The following is an 18,819-nucleotide window of genomic DNA, read 5'->3' as shown; positions in this document are numbered from 1 at the left end:
GTGCGGATCGAGAAGGAGAACACCACGATCATCGACGGCGCCGGCGAGAAGTCCGACATCGAGGGCCGCATCTCGCAGATCAAGGCGCAGATCGAGGAGACCACCTCGGACTACGACCGTGAGAAGCTGCAGGAGCGTCTGGCCAAGCTCGCGGGCGGCGTCGCGGTGATCCGCGTCGGCGGTTCGACCGAGGTCGAGGTCAAGGAGAAGAAGGACCGCGTCGACGACGCCCTGCACGCCACCCGCGCGGCGGTCGAGGAAGGCATCGTCCCGGGCGGCGGCACCGCGCTGCTGCGCGCCATGGCGGCCGTAAAGGCGCTCTCGAACGACAACCCCGACGTCCAGGCCGGCATCAAGATCGTCCTCAAGGCCCTCGAAGCCCCGCTGCGCCAGATCGCGCAGAACTCAGGCGTCGAGGGCTCGATCGTGGTGGGTAAGATCCTGGCCGACAGCTCGGAGACCTTCGGCTTCAACGCCCAGACCGAAGAGTATGTCGACCTGCTCCAGGCCGGCATCGTCGACCCGGCTAAGGTCGTGCGCGCGGCGATTCAGGGCGCTGCCTCGGTCGCCGGCCTGCTGGTGACCACCGAGGCGATGATCGCCGAGGCGCCGCGCAAGGAGGCTCCGGCCATGCCCGCCGGCGGCGGCATGGGTGGCATGGGCGGCATGGATTTCTAACCGGCCGAAACAGGTCCGTAGCGCTCTCCGGCACGCCGCCAGACGGATCGTCGGGGGGCGCTTCGGGGCAGGACGCCGTGTTGGATTGACCCGGTCAGGCGATCGACCCGGGATCTACGGTTCGCTCGGCGCAGGCGTCGGGTTCATGACGGGGATCTGGTGCTCGGTCGTGAGCGTGCTTCCCGTGCCCAGACGCAGTCACGTCGTTCCTGCGCGTGAGCCCGAGGTCCTCGTTGACTCGAGCAAGTCGAACGCCGGACTTCGCGCGACAGATCCTTGCGGCCGACGCTACCGGGCCGCCAGAGGGCTGAATGGATGGTCGGCACGGTCGAGCGGATCGTCGCCGAGTCTCGGGCCTGACTTGGTCTCGGGCCTGCCTCGGGAGCCGAGATCTCGCTCCGGGACGAGAGTCTCGAGCGCAAAGCCGCGCTCACCGATCGGGCGTCGGCTCGTCCTCAAGCAGGGCGATCGCGGTCGCGATCGGGCCGTCCGGCGGTCCCACGTGGGCTATGAAGCGTGCCCGCGACCAGAGTTCGACCCGGTCTCCGTCGCTCAGGTAGAGGGCACGTTCCGTCGCGTCCGCGTCGGTGGCGGCCTCGATCGGGATGGTCGACCTGACGCTGCCATCCGGCGCGAACCGGTAGGCCCGGTACGGCGAGAGCGCGCAGGAAGAGGAGCGGCCGTTCGGGAAGCTCACGACGTCTGCCATTCGCGCCTGCCCGCTCCCGTTGCGACGACCCGCCCCAGCTATTGGAACGCGAGGCCCTCGATCCGCCGAAGCCGGCATCCTGCGCCTCCCTGCGCGGCAATGATAGCCCCGATGACGGGGCCGCCCGAGCGAACGCCGGCAACGCCGTGAAGGCCCATGCGATCGCCCGCTAGCGTCATCGGGGTGATCCAACGTATGGAACGGTCGGCCGATACGGCCGGTTCGAAGCTCACGGCACGCCGCGTTGGCGTGCCGGCGACCAGGGTTATTGCTATGGCTACCGGCACTGTGAAGTGGTTCAATGAGACCAAGGGCTACGGCTTCATCCAGCCCGACGACGGCGGCAAGGACGTGTTCGTCCACATCTCGGCGGTCGAGCGGGCTGGGATGCGCAACCTGATCGAGGGGCAGAAGGTCTCCTACGACGTCGAAGCCGACCGGCGCAGTGGCAAGGAGAGCGCCGCCAACCTGAAGGGCGCCTGAGCCTTCCTTGGTCGGGATCGCGGCACGTGCCGTCGTCCCGCATCGGCTGACTCAAGTCCGCCGACCCTCATCGCCGCGAGCCACGTTGCGTATCGGCTCGCGCCGATGAACCGATGACCTGTCTGTCCCCGCGCGCCATCGATGTCACCGCGCGGGGATCGCTCCGCCCCGGCTCACCAGGGTGGCATCCCGGTCGGATGCCTGCCACACCGGCAACGACCCCTCCCGAACGAACATGGCGAACGCCTCGACCACCTCCGCTTGGTCGAAGGCTTGCGCCCCGTCCGCGGCGCGCCCGACGATGCAGGCTGCGTCGGGCGCCTCTGCGATCGGTGGCCGGCTCTCCAGCGAGAACACCACGCCCGACCGATCCGGTCTCAGTTCATCCGGCAGGGCTCCAATCTTACGCCACAGGCAGTGCCAGCGGGCGCAGGCCTCCGGGCGCTCGGGATAGATCCCGCACGCCGTGCCGGTGTTGTGGCGGCACAGGATCCCCGCGGGCTTGTGCAGGGCCTTGATCTCCAGGACCCGACAACACACCGTGCACGGGCCGCATGATCGGCCCCGCGCGAGAGCGGCGGTCTTGTGTGGGGCGTCCACCGGGCGATCGCCTTGCCCATGAGGCTTCTTGATGATGGGTCGGTCCTCGGTGTCACGTCGTCGCGGCCTGACGCGGGGGGCGAACGTCACGGCCGTCGGACGATACCACGTCCGCGATCCGGCCGCGGCCTGGAGTGCCTCGGGCCGCGCGCGGATCGAGGTCTCGACAGCGACCTCGGGCTCATGCGCAGGAACGACGTGACTGCGTCCGCGCCCTAGGCGGCCCGAACGGTGGCCAGGAAGCGGGCGACCTGCGTACCCAGGTGTTCCGAGTGCTGCGACAGCTCGGACGCGGAGGCCAGGACCTGCGTGGCCGCCGCCCCCGTATGCTCGGATGCCTGCGCCACGCCCGCGACGTTGGCCGTGACCTCCCCCGAGCCGGTCGCGGCTTGGCTCACGTTGCGCACGATCTCCTGCGTGGCTGCGCCCTGCTCCTCGACGGCTGCCGCGATGGTGGATGCGACGGCGTTCATCTCCCGGATCCGGCCGGTGATGCCATCGATCGCCGCCACGGACTGCAAGGTCATTGCCTGGATGCGGGTGACCTCGCCACCGATCTCCTGCGTCGCACGAGCCGTCTGCTCGGCCAGCGCCTTCACCTCCGCGGCGACCACCGCAAAGCCCTTGCCCGCCGGACCGGCCCGCGCGGCCTCGATGGTGGCATTGAGGGCCAGCAGGTTCGTCTGGCTCGCGATGTTGCTGATCAGGCCTGTCGCCTCGCCGATCCGCACGGACGCGGTCTGAAGCGCATGCACCAGGTCCGTCGTACGGAGCGCTTCCGTGTCCGCGGCTCGCGCCAGCTGGGCCGAGCCACTCACCTGCCGGGCGATCTCCTCCACCGATGAGCCGAGTTCCTCGGCGGCCGCGGCGACCGTACCGATGTTGGTCGAGGTTTGCTCAGCCGCCACCGCCACGGTCGTGGACTGGCTCGCAGTCTCGGCGGCGATCCCGGCCATGCTCTGTGCCGTCGCCTGCAACTGGGTCGCCGCCGACGTGACGCTTGCGACGATGCCGCCGACCGACCGCTCGAACCCGTCTGCGATGCCGAGGAGCGAGGCCTTGCGCTCCGCCTCGGCCGCCGCTTTGGCTTCGACCGCTTGCCCCTCAAGGGCGCGAGCCCGTATCAGGCCTTCCTTGAACACACGGGTCGCCTCGATCATCCGACCGATCTCGTCGGTGCGGCGCGCGTTGGGGACCTGCTTGGTCAGATCGCCCGCGGCCAGCGCGGCCATGACGTCCGCCAGCGCGAGCGCTGGCCGTGCGATCCCGCGGCCGATCAGGAAGGCGATGGTGCCGACCAGAGCGGCGGTGACGAGCAGTCCGGCGAACAGGCTCAGCATCGTCGGGCGCATCTGCGCGGCGGTATCGTTTGCGTACACGCCGGAGCCGATAATCCAGCCCCACGGCGCGAAACCCTTCACATAGGAGATCTTATCGACAGGCTGATCCGCTCCGGGCTTTGACCACTGGTATGGCACGAACCCGGCGCCTGCCGCCTTCACAACCTCGACCATTTCGCGGAACAGGGCCTTGCCGTTCGGGTCGCGCATCTCGCCGAGATCCGTCCCATCGAGCTGCGGTTTGGCGGCATGCATGATCATGCGCGGTTGCATGTCGTTGATCCAGAAGTACTCGCTGCCGGCGTAGCGCAGGGCCTTGATGGTCGCGATGGCGGCGGTCTGGGCTGCGGCGCGCTCCATCCGACCGGCGCGCTCGTGGGCCTCGAAGTGGGCGAGGATGCCGTGGGCGGCCTCGACGAGATCCCGGGTTTTGAGCGCGCGCGCCTCAGTGACAGCGCCGTACAGCCCGTGGGCAGCCAATCCGACGAGGGCGGCGAGACCGATGAGTGCGACGATCGTGATGGCCTGAATCTTGGCGGCGACGTTGAGCTTCATGACTGGGTACCGGCATGATGAAGAGGAGCCGAATGCAGCCCAGTTAAAGATTATCGGGCGCGTCAGGCGGGTTAGACAAATCTATTTCTAAGTCGCTGTTCCGCTACGACTGATTACCCGCATCGTCGAAATCCGGTCGCTTCGCAATAAATTGCCCGCAAAAAATGGACGATATACGCTCATTTCGACCGTGTGCCGGCCGCTTGTGGCCGATTAGAAGGCTTTTGCAACCAAAAAATGCAGTATTCAGATCGAACAATCTGTGACTGATTAAATTGTCGTTCAGTCACCGGCCTCGGAACGCGTGCTCATTCGTCAAATGATTGAGATCCACTGTGACTGCAAACGTAGGTTGAATTCCCGGTGAAAATCGCGTGGTTGTCAACAATCGAGGCGCCTGGTGAAACCGAGAGGGGGGATCGGAGCTGCCTCCGTGCAATTCGCGTCCGGGTCCGCCAGGGGCGCTCATATCGATCGTTGACAGGCGCCGGACCGGATCGCCTTCACGGTGAGGCACAGCGCCCAATTCGGGCCGCGAGCAGGTCCGATGAACGCTGTTTCAGTGCATTGGCCTCTCCGAAGCGGACCGTCGCCACACCACGCGACTGAGACGCTCGACGCCTCCGACCGGCATTTCCGAACATGACTTGGGACGGTCCGTGCGCGTCCGAGTGGATGTGCCTGGAGTCCCTGACCATCGGACCGGATCCTGCCGCCTCTCCTCCGACCTGTCGGACTGGGAGGTTAGGCGGCTCGCGGGCTGACGGCAGTCATGTGGGCGCCGGCGCCGACACCTCGGATGCGGCGCGTCCCATGCGACCTTCTCTCCCCTGCCGGCATCCCTGCTGACGCGGGCGGTTGGGGCCGCATGCCGGACGGGTACCATTCCGCTCTCGCAACCGGCCCGATCGGGGGCGTCCTGTTTAAACCCTGGCACCGTCCTCACGCGCCGGTGTCTGCCCGCGCCGACGCGCCGTGCAGCCGTGGCGCGGAGCGGGACGCAGGCGAGGTCCGGTCAGCCAAAGATCGGCGCATCAAACAGCGAGACGGCACCGAGGTCCTGTCCCGCGACCGCCCTGTAGCGGCCGGTCCCGCCGCCCGCGGGCCTGCCCCGCCTGCGGACGACCTCTCGCTCGAAGGCGATGAACGCCTCCAGACGCCCATCCAGTGCGTAGAACGGGCGGATGTCGATCTCGCACAGGTAGGCTTCGCCGGTCCTGCGGTAGTTCTGCAGGCGTCCCAGGAAGCGGCCCTCGCTCCGCAACGCACGCTGGACCTGCCGCGTGCCCTCCCGGCTCGTGCCCGAACCCTGCAGCATCCGAGGCGACCGACCCAGCACATCGTCCGCCCCATAGCCGCTCATCTTAAGAAACGCGTCGTTCGCGTACAGGATGGTCGGTCCAGGTCTGTCGAGTTCCGCATCGGTGACCAGAACGCCCACGTCGAGCGGGGCGGCGATGTACCGGACGAGATCTTTCAGAGTCATGGCCCGCTCCTCGGCAGCCCGAGGAATATTCAGCATCCATTAACCCCCACTTAAAGGGCATGACAGGAAATATATCACCGATTTTTCGCGTGTGGCCCTCCAAGTTCAGGAGCCATTAGGAACTTACGAATTAAGTCTTCGCAGACTGATCTGATTGCAAAATCATAGCATTTGGCAGGCTCAATCAGAATTCATCGATGACGTTCGGTGTTTTGGAGGGTGTGATGAATTGGATGCGGAAGATCACGCCGGCCGGCGGCGCCAGCGAGATCGCTGCCTTGGCTGCGCTGCGCACCAACGTGATGATCGCCGACGCGGGCATGAACATCACGTACATGAACCCGGCTCTGACGCAGTTCATGCAGGAGGCTGAGGGCGACCTGAAAGCCGAGCTGCTCCGCTTCGACGCGGCCAAGCTGGTCGGCAGCAACATCGATATCTTCCACAAGGATCCATCCCATCAGCGCCGGATGCTGGCGACGCTCGACACGCCGCACGAGGCGACGATCCGCGTCGGCAAGCGCGTGTTCGACCTGCTCGTGACGCCGCTCACGGCCGCCGGGCGTCGCATCGGCTTCGTGGTGGAATGGGCCGACTCGCAGGAGCGGCTGCTCAACCTCGACTACTCGGCGCAGATCGCCGCGATCAGCCGCTCTCAGGCGGTCATCGAGTTCCAGCCCGACGGCACCATCGTCACCGCCAATCACAACTTCCTCGCCCTGATGGGCTACAGCCTCGACGAGGTCCGGGGCCGGAACCACAGCATCTTCGTCGAGCCCGAGAGCCGGGCAGGCCGCGAGTACAGCGACTTCTGGGATCGGCTTCGGAGGGGGGAATACCAGGCCGCGCAGTTCAAGCGGCTGGCGCGCGATGGTCGGCCGGTCTGGATCGAGGGCTCGTACAACCCGATCCTCGACCGCCACGGCAAGGTGGCGAAGATCGTCAAGTTCGCGACAGACGTCACCGCCGACGTGATGCGACTCACGGAACTGAAGGTCCTCATCGACGAGAATTTCGCCGAAGTCGATCGCGCGGTGGGACGCTCGAACCGGGAATCCGAGGAAGCGCGGATCGCGGCCGGCAAGACGTCCGACAGCGTCCAGTCCGTGGCCGCTGCCGCCGAGGAGCTTGCCCGCTCGGTCAACGAGATCGCGGCCAGCATGAGCAAGGCGCGCGCGACCAGCGACGCGGCGCACCATCAGACCCAGGCGGCCGGCGCGCTGACGCAGAAGCTGAGCGACACGGCGACGGCCATGAGCGGCATCGTCGGCCTGATCCAGAACATCGCCAGCCAGATCAACCTGCTGGCGCTGAACGCGACGATCGAGTCCGCGCGGGCCGGAGAGGCCGGCCGCGGCTTCGCGGTCGTGGCCCAGGAGGTGAAGAACCTCGCCAATCAGGCCTCGCGCGCCACCGACCAGATCGCCGGCGAGATCGGCAACGTGCAAGCCGTTTCCACCCAGGTGGTCGGATCCCCGCAGACCATTCTGGCCTCGGTCGAGACGATGCGCGACTGCGTGGTGCGCACGGCCGCCGCGGTCGAGGAGCAGAGCGTGGTCACCCAGGACATGTCGGCCAACATGCAGGACGCGGCCGGGGCAGTCGGTGCGATCGCTCAGAACATCGGCGCGATCTCGCAGGCGGTCGGCAGCGTGTCCCAGGCGGTCGAGACCACCAAAGGCGCGGCCCGCGTTCTCGCACGCTGATCGGCGCCGCGGGATCGCGGCTGCGGCCGCGCCTCACGCTGGGACACCGCAAATCCTTTCGTCATCCGACCATCAGAGCGGAAGAAACGATCATGGCCGCCATCCACGCCCTTCCCGTACGGCTCGACGGTGCTGCCAGTCGTCGCCTGATCGCGGAGCTTGAGGCCTGCATCGCAGCGGGCGCCGATCCAGGCCCGCGTGTGCATCAGATCGAGGTTCTACGGCAGTCGCTGCACACGTCGCTTCGCGCACTGTCCGTGGCCTTCGCCTCCGTGGCGGACGCCCTTCCGCCTGACGACCCGGGCCGTCGCGCGGCGGAGATGTCGATCCAGCGCTTCGTTCAGTCGGTCGAGAACCTGATCGCGGATGCAGAGGCGTCGCGGGCGGCACGACCGGGCATCGCGTTGATCCCCGCAGCCTGAGACACCCCGATGGGAGGGGCGACGAGGATGCTTCGGCGGTCCTCGCCGCTCCCTTCGGAGGCGGGTCTCGGCGTCCGCCGGTCCACCGCCGAACGGTCGGCTCGGCGCCCCGCTCCGCATGCAGCCGGGGCGATACTTCGGCGACGTTCCGCTCCACCCGCGCCAGCGATTCCGGTTCGGCCGCCGGCCTCTCGTCCAAGGAATCCGGAACGCGCTTGAGCCCGTCGGCCGAAGCCCGCGGCCTGCCGGCGACCGGGGAGGCCCTGTCCGCGCCGGCGTCGACGGCGCCGGTCACGGTTTCGATCGCCGGGTCGCCGGCGTTGACGATATCCTGCATCACCCCGCTTCCGGCCGCCCGCACCGGGGCGTGGAAAACGGCCCTCTCGCTTCCGAGCCGCTCGGGCTGGAGCGGGGTCCGGGGGCGGACGCCAAGTCTCGGCCTGCCACCGCGCCGGTCTCCTCAGAGACTGACGCCGCGCTGTCGATGGTCGAGGTCACTTCGCGCGTGCCGCTCACGGCTCGAGAGGCGTTGTGCGACCCCTGCGCACGATCTCCTGTGCGGGGGCGCAGTGCGGCTCGAGAGTTGCGGCCACCGCACCGATCTCACGGATGCGTCCTGCGATGCCGCCGCCAAGCCGGCCTCACACGATCTGGTGTCTGTCTTCCGGCCGTCGCAGCGTTGCGTGCACCCTGCCGGTCATGAAGCGCGAACCAGCGACAGGACCGGGCGCGGGGCGGATGCCGGCATCGCCTCGGCCGCCGGAGCGAACCCCGTCGCGACCGGGTCGCCCTTCGGATGGTCCCCGCTGGCGCAAGGCGCCGGAGCCGCACCTTCGATCCGCCGAATGAGGGCCGCGACCTCGGAGGCCGGACGCGCAGGGCTGTAGAGGAAGCCCTGCGCGATGTCGCATCGCTTGTCCCTGAGGACGTCGAGTTGCTGGCGCGTCTCGACCCCCTCCACCGTCACGTTCATCGACAGGGCACGCGCCATCCGGGCGATGGCCTCGACGACCGCGATCTTCTCGGGGCGCCCCTGCAGGTCGCGCACGAACGAGCGGTCGACCTTCACCTTGTCGAACGGGAACTCGGTCAGGTAGCTCAGGCTGGAATAGCCGGTGCCGAAGTCGTCCAGCGCGATGCGGACGCCCGTCGCGCGCAGACGCTTCAGGTTCTCCAGCACCTCCGGCCCGTGGTCGAGCAGCACCGACTCGGTGATCTCGATCTCCAGCCGCTCCGGGGCGAGGCCGGTCTCGCGGAGGACGGCGGCCACCTCCGCGTGGAAGCTCGGCATGCGCACATGGATGGAGGAGATGTTCACCGCGACGTGCAGGTCGGGCCAGGTGCGGGCGTCCGTGCAGGCGCGGCGCAACGCCCAGCGGCCGATCTCGACGATGAAGCCCGTGGCCTCGGCGATGGGGATGATCTCGCCCGGCGAGATCCAGCCATGCCCGGCCGTGTTCCAGCGCAGGAGCGCCTCGAATCCGGTGACCCGGCCGCTCCGCATGTCGACGAGGGGCTGGTAGTGCAGCTCCATCTCGTCCGCCGCCAGGGCGGCGCGCATGTCGAGATCGAGCTGGCGTTGGCGGACGACCCGCGCCTCCAGCGAGGGGTCGAAGGTGCGCCAGCGGCCCTTGCCATCGGCCTTGGCGGCGTAGAGGGCGAGGTCGGCGCGCATGAGCAGAGTCGTCGGCTCGATGGCATCCTCCGGCACGTAGGCGATGCCGACGCTGACCCCGACCTCAAGCTGGGCCTCGTCGATCCGGAACGGGCGACACAGCGCGGCCACGATGCGCGAGGCCAGATCCTCGGCCTCGACGCGTCCGACGTCACGCACGACCACCGCGAACTCGTCGCCGCCGAGCCGGAAGACGCCGTGCGGTTCTCCGATCGCGCGCAGGCGCACGGCGACCTCCTGCAGGAGCCGGTCCCCGACCAGGTGGCCGCGGGTGTCGTTGACGGCCTTGAAGCCGTCGAGGTCCAGGTAGAACAGGGCGCTCCGGCGCTCGGCCGTGGTGCGGATATCGCGGCACAGGGCGACCAGCGCCTCCTGGAAGCCGCCGCGGTTGGGCAATCCCGTCAGGTTGTCGTGCCCCGCGAGGAACGCGATGCGGGCCTGCGCCTCCCGGCTCTCGGTGGCGTCCGAGCCCACGCCGCGGTAGCCGGTGAAGGCCCCCTGCGCGTCGCGGACGGGCTTGCCGTTGAGCGTGAGCCACCGCGTGCCATCGGCCGTCTGCAGGCGGACGGTCCGGTCGCGGAAGGGCGCGCGCGCCTCCATGGCGGCGGCGACCGCCGCGGCGTCCGCATCGCCGCCGTCCGGATGGGCGAACGTCCGCAGAAGGGCCGGCAGCGTCCTGTGGCGCAGGCCGGCGGCGTCGACGCCGAGCAGGGCGGCGACCGCCGTGCGGGCCTGTCGGAGCCGACCGGCCGTGTCGGTCTCCCACAGCCAGTCGCTCGTGCCTTCGGCGAAGTCCTTGAGGAGGAACCCGATGGTCTCGCTCTGCGTCTGCACCATGACCCGGTCGCGGATGCGCTGGTAGGCGTGCCGGCACATCCGGCGTGCGCTGACGAACACGAAGGCCGCATAGATCGCCAGAAGGACCCCGACATACGGCCCGACCGGACCCTCGCAGCCGGCGAGCCCGACGAACGTGCCGACCACGACGGGCGCCACCGCAAGCACCGCCAGGGAAAAGATCGAGCCCGCGACGTAGGCATGCGAGATCAGGGCGGCGCAGACCGCGCCGACCACGATCCGATAGGCGTTGTCGAGGGTCGGCAGCAGGACCGCCGGCATGCTCGCCCAGGCGAGGCCGCGCCCGAGCGCGAGCGCGTGAAGGACGAAGAAGGCTTCCCGGGCGCGCGCACCGTCGCCGAGCCGGCCGCGGTAGCGCCGCAAGGCAACCATGGCTGCCATGCAGAGGGCGGTCACCGCCGCGGCGAGGCCGGCGAGGTAGGCGTGCGGAACGATGTCCCAGAAGATAACGGCCAGCGCCAGCACGACGGCGGCCTGGGTCACCGCCGAGTATCTGCCGAGCTGGAGCGTCTCGGCGAGCATCGCCGCGCGCGTCGCCGCGCGCTGGCGGGCGTCCTCGTCCTGAACGAGTGCGCTGTCGTCGGCCTCAGCCGGCAGGATGATCTCGCTCATGGCGGTCCACCTCTACGCGGCCATCGGCGGCGCGCCGCGATCGGGCGATCCCGGACGTGCGGCGGGGCATGCGCGGGAACGCGCCCGCATCGTCGATCGCAAGCCCGAAGGTCGCCTCGATCCGTCCTTCCGCGGGCCGCCATGGGCGGACGCCACCTGGCCGTCGGAGCCGCACGCGACCGATGCCCGCACGGGATCGAGCGCGTCGAGCCCGACCCCGAGATCAATACTTCGAATGAGCATGTGATATCCCAATGCTGAAGGGAGCCTTCGCCGCTCTTTCTGTGAATATAAAATTCCCACGCTGCCAGAGCCTCAAAGCGGTCCATGAAACACGCGCGTATTCGCCGGTTTGTCGGACTGATTTTCTGTCTTTTCGGAGCCTTGCCGGCGTGCCGGGTCTGGATGGCGGTTTTTCTTCCATCGGCGACCATCGTCACTAACTGAGCTCAGGCCATTCGTTGCCGAGATATGAACTTGGTCTCGGCACGGCCGCGATGCTGTTCGTGCGCCGCCCTTTCGCCCTTACCTCCTATTCCGCGAGCGAAAACCTTCCGGTATCGGCTCCGTGTGACCCGATGCGTGCCTTTTTAACGATCCGGACACCGTGGCCATGGCATGAAGATATCCACGACCTGCGGGGCTGGTGACGGACGGAGAGACGATGCCCACACGGACTCTGATGCGGCGCCAGGGCTCCGCCGAGGCCGGCGCGGCGCCGCGCCCGATCTCCTCACGCCACTTCCTCAAGCTGATCGAGGACACCGGCAAGGTCGGATTCTGGTCGGCCGACCTGCGCTCGGAACGGCTGGAGGCTTCGCCGGGCCTCTATCGCATCCTGGGCCTGGACCCAGCCTCCGACATGACGTTCGGCTTCGGCCTCGACATGATCCACCCCGAAGATCAGGCTGCGCACGGCGACCAGATCGCGGTGCTGCGCTCCGGTCAGCCGATCAGCCGCGAGTTCCGCATCGTCCGGCCGGACCGGACCCAGCGCTGGGTGCTGCACCATGCCGAGGTCGTCCTCGGGTCGGACGGTCTCCCGAGTCAGGGCGTGGGCGTCGTGTTCGACGTGACCGTGCAGCACGACACCATGACCGCGCTCATGCAGCGCCACGACCGGCTGAACGCCCTCATCGCCGCTACGGCCTCGGTCTTCTGGGTCAACAAGGCCAACGGCGAGCCCAGCGAGATGCCGCAGTGGATGGCGCTGACCGGCCAGACCCACGCGCAGATGAAGGGCCTGGGCTGGCTGGATGCCATTCACCCCGACGATCGCGCCCGCACCCTCGCGGCCTGGACGACGGCGGTCGAGCACACCGAGCCCTACAATACGGATTACCGCGTGCTCTGCGCGGACGGCATCTACCGCTGGTTCAACGCCCGCGGCGCGCCGGTCCTGAACCGCGACGGGGCGGTGCGCGAGTGGGTCGGCGTCTGCCTCAAGGTGGCGGGCCGTACCCGCTACGGTGCCCCGTCCTCCGCGACCGATGCAGCGGTGGCGACCGCCGCGCCCAAGCCGTTCCACGGCGAGGAGCTTCTCACCCCCGGGCAGATCCGGGCGGCACGAGCCCTGACTGGCCTGTCGAAGGACGAGTTGGCCGCGCTGGCCAACGTCTCGGTTTCCACGCTCAACCGGATGGAGGATCCCGCCTCCGCAGTCCGATCGCGCTCCGAGACACTCCTGGCCGTGCGCCGTGCCCTGGAGGAGGCCGGCGTCGAGTTCATCTTCGAGGCGGGCAAGAAGCCCGGCGTCCGCGAGGCGTGACGGCGCGCGGTCGCCAGCGCCGACGCGGGCGGGGTGGTCAGCGGCGGGGGCTGGGTCGGGTTGCCCGACCAGCCCCGCCCCGAGAGAGTTCCGTTAAGCGACACGGTGATGGCACCCAAGGGTAGTCAAGCGCTGCGCACCTTTCGCGAGGGGCTGGCCGAGAAGGCCCACCGTGCGCTCGAGGGCCACATGGACGCTCTCGATCGGACAGCCGCGTTCGCGGACGCCCGGGATGACGAATTTCCAGGCTTTGCGCCGAGCACCGAAGAGGATGCCTGAAATGATCGAGCAGACCGCAACTCCTGCCGCCGAGCCTGAGGTCGACGACGCTCGGGAACGGGCCATCGTCGAGGCGACGGGTCACCGCCGCCAAATCGGCCGCTGCCGCGAGATGGAGCGATACGGCATCAAGATGGTCYTCGTGGATGCACCAAGGAAAGGCGATCCCGAGGCGCATGGCTGGACGACGCACTTCTCCACTGGCTCGTCCCTGTTCGGCGTCCCGCTCCGCACGGTGCGATCCGCCGACCGGGCGTCCGGGATCCGGATGAACTCGGAGGATCGCAGATGACCCGGACGCTTTTAGGGGTTCAATCCAGCATGGGGCTTCCGCACCAAGCGGACCGGTTCTGCTGAATCGACCTGCGAACGAGCCTCGATCCGATGCGACATGCGACCGACGCCCATCATGGATTGAAGCTTCGCGGTCACGCCGATCAGGACCAGCAGTCCCATCACCAGCGCGAAGACGGTCAACGTGTGCCGGATTGCGTCATCGTACTGCCGCCCGGCGTAGATGATCAGCCAGCCCACGCCGACGAACGCTGAGGCCGAGATCAGCGGGATCATCGGATCGAACATCGCGGCATCAACGGCCAGGGCTTTAGTCGGGTTCAGCGGCTCGGCGTCGCGCCCCTCCCGGCGAGCGAGGAGGGCGTCGCGGCATGAATGACTTAGTCGGTGCCTCCGCGAGCGATCCCGACTTGGAAGCCGCCAGGGCGTGTCATTGCTTGAGCCAGTCGAGGGCTGCAGCGCGGGAAAGGACGCCTATGAAGCTGGCGGTGGTTTTCTCGTAGCGGGTTGCGATGGCACGCCATTCCTCGAGCCTGGCCCAGAGGCGCTCGACCTGATTGCGGTTATTGTAGATCCAGTCCGGGAAGGCGGCGGGGGCCTCGTGGCGCTGAGGCGGGATCGCGGGACGCGCACCCATGTCCCAGATGTGCTCGCGGAAGGCGTGACCGGTGTAGCCGCGGTCTCCGACGACCCACTTGGGCACCGCCGGGCAGTTGGTCGAGCAGTGGAACCGCATGGGGCAGTTCATGGGCCTGCCCCGGTGCCAGCCGGAAGGCGATGGCGCGGCCTTGCCCGTCGGCGATCACGCAAGCCTTGGTGCCATAGCCGCCACGCGAGCGGCCAACAGCCTCACGAGTGTCTCGCTCGGCCCCAGATCCCCACTTTTGGCGGCACCGGCCGCCGTCGGGTGCGCGTGAATGTTCGTGCCGTCGAGGAACACCATGCCGAGTTGAACCCCACGCTCCTGCACGAGGCTGAGGAGCCGTTCCCAGGCGCCAGCACGAGACCAGCGGATGAAGATCTGTGCGGCCCGCCACCAGGGACCCAGATCCTCCGGAATGGCCCGCCATTTGGCCCTGTTCTGATGCCGCCAGAGAATGGCCGAGAGCGTGCGTTGCAGGTCCTGCGGTGACGTCTTGGCCTTCGGCCGGCATGCCTCGACCAGGGGCTCCAGCTCAGACCATTGCGCGTCGCTCAGCATCATCCTTCTTATCTTGGAGAGAGTAAAACGCGAGCCTCACCAAACCGTTCAGGCGACAACAGGCCCTAAGGGTGGATTTCCGCCAGTCAGCTTCGGAGCTTCGAAAGTTGATAGCTGCCGGTATGGGAGACGTTTGATCTTTGCACCGCAGCCATGCTGAGCCCGCTGGTTTCGCGGCCATGCAGTCGGCAGCGGCGGGATCGTCATAGCCAGCGGCGAACCGCGGCCCTGTAGCGGCGGTAGTCGTCGCCGAACTTCGCTTCGAGATAACGCTCCTCGCGGGCGATCACCTGCGTCTGGATCGCGATCAGCACCAACGGGAGCAGGGCCAAGGCGACCGGCCCGTCGAGGCTGATGGCAAGGCCGGCATAGATTAGCGCCATGCCGAGATACATGGGATTACGGGTCCACCGATAGGGACCGGTCGTTGCAATGAGGGCCGTTGGCTGCGACGGCCGCACGTTGGTGCCTAGCCGCCGGAACAGCCCCGCCGCAGCGAGCATCATGGCAACGCCGGCGACGAACAGCAGCCCGCCCGTCGCGACCAGCACCCGCCCGTCGATGCCGAACGAGCGAAGGGTGACGAACCGCTCGGTCGTCAGCCCCAACAGCAGCGCTCCCAGATAGATGAGGGGCGGAGGGAAGCGCACACCCGCGCTGTCCTGTTCGATGGTCATGCTCATTCTCCAATCGGTGCCGTCAAACCAGCATCGACTGCTGGGCGAAGATCCCCGCCATCGCACCTTGCGAGGATGCCTGGGTGACCGAGGGCATGCCGGGAGTGGTGAGGTCGCCGGCGGCATAGATGCCGGGCATGCTGGTCTCGCGGCGCTCGTCGACCTTGAGGGCAAGGCCCAGAGGCGTTTCAGCCGTGGCGAGGCCCAGCGTTTCATGGAGGGTTGCGGACGGCTTGTTGCGGGGATGCGCGAACAGGATGTCGACCGCGACACTGCGGTGATCGAGGCTGACAAGCGCGCTATGGCCCCCGGCATTGGCGACCTGCGTGATCCGGCCGTCGACGACGGGGACGTTGCGCCGCTCCAGATCGGCCCGAATATCTGGTGGAATGTCGTGGCCATCGGCGAAGACCGTCAATCTATCGGTCCAATCGTGGAACAGCCGGGCTTGATTGTGCGACTGCCGGCCGGACCAGACGAGACCCCAATGCTGGCCGGCAGCTTCGAAGCCGTCGCACTAGGGGCAGGGCACGATGGACGTGCCCCAGTTTTCGGCAAATCCCGGGACATTGGGCATCTGGTCGACGACGCCGTAGCTGAGGATCAGGCGGCGCGCCCTCAAGGTCTCGCCGTCGCCGGTGTCCACAGAGAAATCGTCGATGGCGCCGGTGACGCTGTCGGCCCGAGCGTTGACCAGCCTGATCGTAGGATAACGCGTCAGCTGCTGCCGCGCCTCGGCCAAGATGTCCAACGGTGGCTTGTGATCGTGGCCGAGCAGGCCATGCGAGTGGCCAGCGAAGCGGTTGCGCGGCAGGCCGGTATCGAGAACGGCGACCTTACGACAAGCACGGCCGACCTGCAGGGCGGCTGCAAGGCCGGCAAAGTTGCCGCCGATGATGATGACATCATCCATGAGTTGGGCTCCGGGTTGCGGATGGAGTGGCTTGCCCATTTCGGAAACCGCGTGGTATCGTAATTCGATAATTAAGATACCGTCAAGGACTGAAAATAAGGTGACCGGTAAAAGCCAAGGCCGTCGCGGCCGCCCCGCCAACGAGACGCTTGGCCAAACGATCATCGACGCCGCGGGCGAACTCTTTAAGGAGTTAGGTTTTCAAGCGACGACTTTGGACAAGGTCGCTCGGCGAGCGAAAATATCTAAGCTCAGCATCTATCGGCATTTCGAGAACAAGGAGGCACTGTTCAGCGCATCCGTCGCGGCGAACTGCCATCAGTTAGCACCGGTAGCCCTTTTTGAAGGCGTCGACGGCTCGGCTGAAGATCAGCTCATGGTGGTGGGATCATCCCTGCTTCGCACGCTGCTGAGCACAGACGTCCGCAGCGTCGAAGCCATGATCATGACCGACAAGACAAACCAAAAATCGCTAAGTAAAATTTTCTACGACGCCGGATCCGTTCATGTCATGGCTCAAATCGAGGCCCTGCTGCGTCAGATGCATGCGAAGGCGCTTTTGAAAGTGCCCGATCCTTTCCAGTCCGCCCGTTTGTTTGCCGCGCTCATTAAAGGATCCGACCTCTTGATCATCGCACGCTTCGATGAGGCCAGAGCAGAGGACAACACTGAAATCGAAGCCTATTGCCGGTCGGCAGTCGCCATGTTCGTCGCCGCGCATCGCGGCAACGAACATGCGGGCAAATAGCGTCGGTGTAGACCCATGGTCAGTCCCTCCCCCGGTTACGGACGAAGGTCTGCTTCAGGGAATCACTGATGGCTATCCGTGCGACTGACTTGGTTCGATGGGAGGCCGTCCGCTTTTTCGGCGAACCTACTCGGAAGCGGACCTGCTGCTTTCGGCCGGATCCGGCCAGCACCAATGGCCTGCCGAGCATCATGATCGCGTGGGCTTGCGAGGGCCCGATTCGAGGCGGGAGGCGGATAGGATTCAGGCGGCCCTACCGTCCTGGCCCGGTAAACAAGCTGGTGCGACGCAAGGCCCCGGAAGATCTGTCGCAAATCCACGCGCCTGAGGGTCAGCATTTCGGCCCCCTGGCCGGGATCCACCCCCGCCGGAACGGGGATGGGCACAGGGGCGCAATGTGGCTGGTCATCCCCCAGCGCCGGCGACGTGCACGATCAAATGAGCGCTGTCACCCTGTGAGGCATCCACGGCCCGTGCAAGCTCTGTCCTGGCTATGCCGTCCGCAAGCGCCAGTAGGCCGGCGAGCACGAGCACGATCGAGGCGCCACGAAGAACGATGGAGTGGTTGAGCATGGCCGGCGCCCCAAGGACGCTCGAACCATAGCTGAGCCTTCGTCCAACTGCTGCCGCACCATCGCCACAGCAGTACGAAAAGTGAACGACTGTGTCGGGGCCGCGAGCCTGCCTGCGGCCTGAGCCGGTGAACGAGGTGCCGCGCTGAGACGGCGGTATCGAACCGGCCCTCAGGCAAGCGCCTGCGGATGCGGTGATGGAGTTCCGCTATAGGTTTCAAGCTTGAGCAAGCAGCCGGTGTGGGATCGACGGTGCTGAATCTTCAGACTGCCCGCGCCGACGGTTCCCTGTAAGGTTCACTCGGCCGTGACAGGATGGGCAACGCTTCTGCTCCATCGTGTACAAACCGCGCGCGTCAGCGAGGGTGATCAAGCGCTACGTTCCATTCACCTTTACTTCGCGCGTCGGATCGCCAGCCATCAGTATACTCGTTCCGTCGAAGTTGCTGCATCGACCTGCGCTCGAGCGCGCATGCTTGCGCTGCCATGGCTGATGGTCCGTTGCCTTATCCGACGTGGCGGGCCGTCCTTAACCGGGACGGGCGGCAGGGCGCCGCCCCCCCACTTCCTACTGGCCATCGCGGCACGGGCGACGACTGCGCCCGCAACGGCTCAATCGAAACCTTCTGCTGATGCAGCCGCGGCGCTCACAACGCCACATGGCACTGGTCCGGAAGGACACGTCGCGTCCTGCGCGTCATATCCTTGCATGCCGTCCGTGAAGCCGAGGCCGGACCGTCGCGTGAGGGTCGACGCAGCCGGAAAACCGGACACCGCGGAGCCCTGGCCCACGGATTTCGCGTCACTCGGTCTCCGCCAACTGTTCGGCACTGGATGCAACCGTGAAACCCTCGCGGTCGAACACGTTATAGAGGACACAGGCTGGATCGAGCCCGAGGCCAGCTATGTGCCCGACCGCGGCGTCCTTGGCTTCGGCCAACGTGCTGAACGGATCTGACAGCTGATACAACCTCGCTGGCTGATCTTCGCCGTCGATCTGCGCCGCCGGCGTCGTGATCTCGACTGTGTAGGGCATGATTAGGATCTACAAAGCCTAGTGGAATACGCCAAAGAACCACAACAACAGGATAATTGGCAGGGGTATCCCTAGAAGCCACAGCAATCCGCCGCGCATCATTCGCGCCTCCTCAAGGTGTGAAAGTGTACCGAATATCGATCCACTCAGGAGTAGAACGCGGGAGCAGGGGAAAGCGATGCAAATTATCTGCGACTGTGCGCGGGG

General features: G+C 66.9%; 16 protein-coding genes and 2 pseudogenes. 8 read left to right on the top strand and 10 right to left on the bottom strand.

The features are described from left to right. The coding region (locus ACXJKQ_RS21240; protein ID WP_457107684.1) for a TCP-1/cpn60 chaperonin family protein at positions 1 to 678 on the top strand (678 nt) is incomplete at its 5' end. A gap of 430 nt (positions 679 to 1,108) precedes the next feature. Here ACXJKQ_RS21240 and ACXJKQ_RS21235 read toward each other — a convergent pair. Continuing rightward, positions 1,109 to 1,387 carry a hypothetical protein gene (locus tag ACXJKQ_RS21235; protein WP_457107683.1) on the bottom strand — a complete coding sequence of 93 codons (279 nt, stop codon included), beginning with the start codon at positions 1,385 to 1,387 and terminating at the stop codon, positions 1,109 to 1,111. 273 nt (positions 1,388 to 1,660) lie between these two features. On the opposite strand from ACXJKQ_RS21235, the gene ACXJKQ_RS21230 reads away from it, so the two are divergent. Further along, positions 1,661 to 1,870 carry a cold-shock protein gene (locus ACXJKQ_RS21230; RefSeq protein ID WP_457107682.1) on the top strand — a complete coding sequence of 70 codons (210 nt, stop codon included), beginning with the start codon at positions 1,661 to 1,663 and terminating at the stop codon, positions 1,868 to 1,870. A gap of 144 nt (positions 1,871 to 2,014) precedes the next feature. On the opposite strand, the gene ACXJKQ_RS21225 is transcribed toward ACXJKQ_RS21230, so the two are convergent. From ACXJKQ_RS21225 to ACXJKQ_RS21215, 3 genes are all read right to left on the bottom strand, one after another. After that, positions 2,015 to 2,410 carry a hypothetical protein gene (locus tag ACXJKQ_RS21225; RefSeq protein ID WP_457107681.1) on the bottom strand — a complete coding sequence of 132 codons (396 nt, stop codon included), beginning with the start codon at positions 2,408 to 2,410 and terminating at the stop codon, positions 2,015 to 2,017. 275 nt (positions 2,411 to 2,685) lie between these two features. Beyond that, on the bottom strand, positions 2,686 to 4,365 hold the full coding sequence (locus ACXJKQ_RS21220) for a methyl-accepting chemotaxis protein (RefSeq protein WP_457107680.1): 1,680 nt from the start codon (positions 4,363 to 4,365) through the stop codon (positions 2,686 to 2,688). Positions 4,366 to 5,380: 1,015 nt separating this feature from the next. After that, on the bottom strand, positions 5,381 to 5,851 hold the full coding sequence (locus ACXJKQ_RS21215; protein WP_457107679.1) for a PAS domain-containing protein: 471 nt from the start codon (positions 5,849 to 5,851) through the stop codon (positions 5,381 to 5,383). A gap of 224 nt (positions 5,852 to 6,075) precedes the next feature. Here ACXJKQ_RS21215 and ACXJKQ_RS21210 point away from each other — a divergent pair, with 224 nt between their 5' ends. After that, complete coding sequence (locus ACXJKQ_RS21210) at positions 6,076 to 7,557, top strand: methyl-accepting chemotaxis protein (protein ID WP_457107678.1); 1,482 nt, start codon at positions 6,076 to 6,078, stop codon at positions 7,555 to 7,557. A gap of 92 nt (positions 7,558 to 7,649) precedes the next feature. After that, positions 7,650 to 7,979 (top strand): hypothetical protein, encoded by a 330-nt coding sequence (locus tag ACXJKQ_RS21205; protein WP_457107677.1) that lies wholly within the window; start codon positions 7,650 to 7,652, stop codon positions 7,977 to 7,979. 697 nt (positions 7,980 to 8,676) lie between these two features. Here the strand turns inward: ACXJKQ_RS21205 and ACXJKQ_RS21200 are convergent. After that, positions 8,677 to 11,124 (bottom strand): putative bifunctional diguanylate cyclase/phosphodiesterase, encoded by a 2,448-nt coding sequence (locus ACXJKQ_RS21200; protein ID WP_457107676.1) that lies wholly within the window; start codon positions 11,122 to 11,124, stop codon positions 8,677 to 8,679. 664 nt (positions 11,125 to 11,788) lie between these two features. Between ACXJKQ_RS21200 and ACXJKQ_RS21195 the strand changes: the two genes are divergently transcribed. The 3 genes from ACXJKQ_RS21195 to ACXJKQ_RS21185 all read left to right on the top strand — a co-directional run bounded on the left by ACXJKQ_RS21195 (position 11,789) and on the right by ACXJKQ_RS21185 (position 13,463). Further along, positions 11,789 to 12,892, top strand: coding sequence for a PAS domain-containing protein (locus tag ACXJKQ_RS21195; RefSeq protein WP_457107675.1), 1,104 nt, complete (start codon positions 11,789 to 11,791; stop codon positions 12,890 to 12,892). Positions 12,893 to 13,000: 108 nt separating this feature from the next. Then, entirely contained in the window at positions 13,001 to 13,171 is a 171-nt protein-coding gene (locus ACXJKQ_RS21190) for a hypothetical protein (RefSeq protein ID WP_457107674.1), read from the top strand. Between the two features lies 1 nt (position 13,172). Further along, positions 13,173 to 13,463 carry a hypothetical protein gene (locus ACXJKQ_RS21185; RefSeq protein ID WP_457107673.1) on the top strand — a complete coding sequence of 97 codons (291 nt, stop codon included), beginning with the start codon at positions 13,173 to 13,175 and terminating at the stop codon, positions 13,461 to 13,463. 11 nt (positions 13,464 to 13,474) lie between these two features. On the opposite strand, the gene ACXJKQ_RS21180 is transcribed toward ACXJKQ_RS21185, so the two are convergent. From ACXJKQ_RS21180 to ACXJKQ_RS21165, 4 genes and pseudogenes are all read right to left on the bottom strand, one after another. Further along, positions 13,475 to 13,741 (bottom strand): hypothetical protein, encoded by a 267-nt coding sequence (locus ACXJKQ_RS21180; RefSeq protein ID WP_457107672.1) that lies wholly within the window; start codon positions 13,739 to 13,741, stop codon positions 13,475 to 13,477. Between the two features lie 154 nt (positions 13,742 to 13,895). Next, positions 13,896 to 14,666, bottom strand: a pseudogene (locus ACXJKQ_RS21175) (IS5 family transposase). A gap of 203 nt (positions 14,667 to 14,869) precedes the next feature. Next, positions 14,870 to 15,343, bottom strand: a complete 474-nt coding sequence (locus ACXJKQ_RS21170; protein WP_457107671.1) for a methyltransferase family protein — start codon at positions 15,341 to 15,343, stop codon at positions 14,870 to 14,872. A gap of 22 nt (positions 15,344 to 15,365) precedes the next feature. Then, positions 15,366 to 16,256, bottom strand: a pseudogene (locus tag ACXJKQ_RS21165) (NAD(P)/FAD-dependent oxidoreductase). 100 nt (positions 16,257 to 16,356) lie between these two features. Between ACXJKQ_RS21165 and ACXJKQ_RS21160 the strand changes: the two are divergent. Beyond that, positions 16,357 to 17,004: a TetR/AcrR family transcriptional regulator gene (locus ACXJKQ_RS21160; protein WP_457107670.1), complete on the top strand. Its 648-nt coding sequence runs from the start codon at positions 16,357 to 16,359 to the stop codon at positions 17,002 to 17,004. 1,374 nt (positions 17,005 to 18,378) lie between these two features. On the opposite strand, the gene ACXJKQ_RS21155 is transcribed toward ACXJKQ_RS21160, so the two are convergent. Further along, entirely contained in the window at positions 18,379 to 18,612 is a 234-nt protein-coding gene (locus tag ACXJKQ_RS21155) for a hypothetical protein (protein WP_457107669.1), read from the bottom strand. Between the last annotated feature and the right edge of the window lie 207 nt (positions 18,613 to 18,819).

The sequence above is a fragment of the Methylobacterium sp. P5_C11 genome, assembly GCF_054049775.1.
The sequence above is the reverse complement of the archived record's forward strand: the minus strand, read 5'-3'. Positions and strand labels throughout refer to the sequence as shown.

Excerpts from the sequence above, each read along its gene's own strand:
- ACXJKQ_RS21235 (WP_457107683.1), bottom strand. The coding sequence starts at position 1,387 with ATGGCAGACGTCGTGAGCTTCCCGAACGGCCGCTCCTCTTCCTGCGCG.
- ACXJKQ_RS21230 (WP_457107682.1), top strand. The coding sequence starts at position 1,661 with ATGGCTACCGGCACTGTGAAGTGGTTCAATGAGACCAAGGGCTACGGC.
- ACXJKQ_RS21220 (WP_457107680.1), bottom strand. The coding sequence starts at position 4,365 with ATGAAGCTCAACGTCGCCGCCAAGATTCAGGCCATCACGATCGTCGCA.
- ACXJKQ_RS21215 (WP_457107679.1), bottom strand. The coding sequence starts at position 5,851 with ATGACTCTGAAAGATCTCGTCCGGTACATCGCCGCCCCGCTCGACGTG.
- ACXJKQ_RS21210 (WP_457107678.1), top strand. The coding sequence starts at position 6,076 with ATGAATTGGATGCGGAAGATCACGCCGGCCGGCGGCGCCAGCGAGATC.
- ACXJKQ_RS21205 (WP_457107677.1), top strand. The coding sequence starts at position 7,650 with ATGGCCGCCATCCACGCCCTTCCCGTACGGCTCGACGGTGCTGCCAGT.
- ACXJKQ_RS21200 (WP_457107676.1), bottom strand. The coding sequence starts at position 11,124 with ATGAGCGAGATCATCCTGCCGGCTGAGGCCGACGACAGCGCACTCGTT.
- ACXJKQ_RS21195 (WP_457107675.1), top strand. The coding sequence starts at position 11,789 with ATGCCCACACGGACTCTGATGCGGCGCCAGGGCTCCGCCGAGGCCGGC.
- ACXJKQ_RS21190 (WP_457107674.1), top strand. The coding sequence starts at position 13,001 with ATGGCACCCAAGGGTAGTCAAGCGCTGCGCACCTTTCGCGAGGGGCTG.
- ACXJKQ_RS21180 (WP_457107672.1), bottom strand. The coding sequence starts at position 13,741 with ATGATCCCGCTGATCTCGGCCTCAGCGTTCGTCGGCGTGGGCTGGCTG.
- ACXJKQ_RS21170 (WP_457107671.1), bottom strand. The coding sequence starts at position 15,343 with ATGACCATCGAACAGGACAGCGCGGGTGTGCGCTTCCCTCCGCCCCTC.
- ACXJKQ_RS21155 (WP_457107669.1), bottom strand. The coding sequence starts at position 18,612 with ATGCCCTACACAGTCGAGATCACGACGCCGGCGGCGCAGATCGACGGC.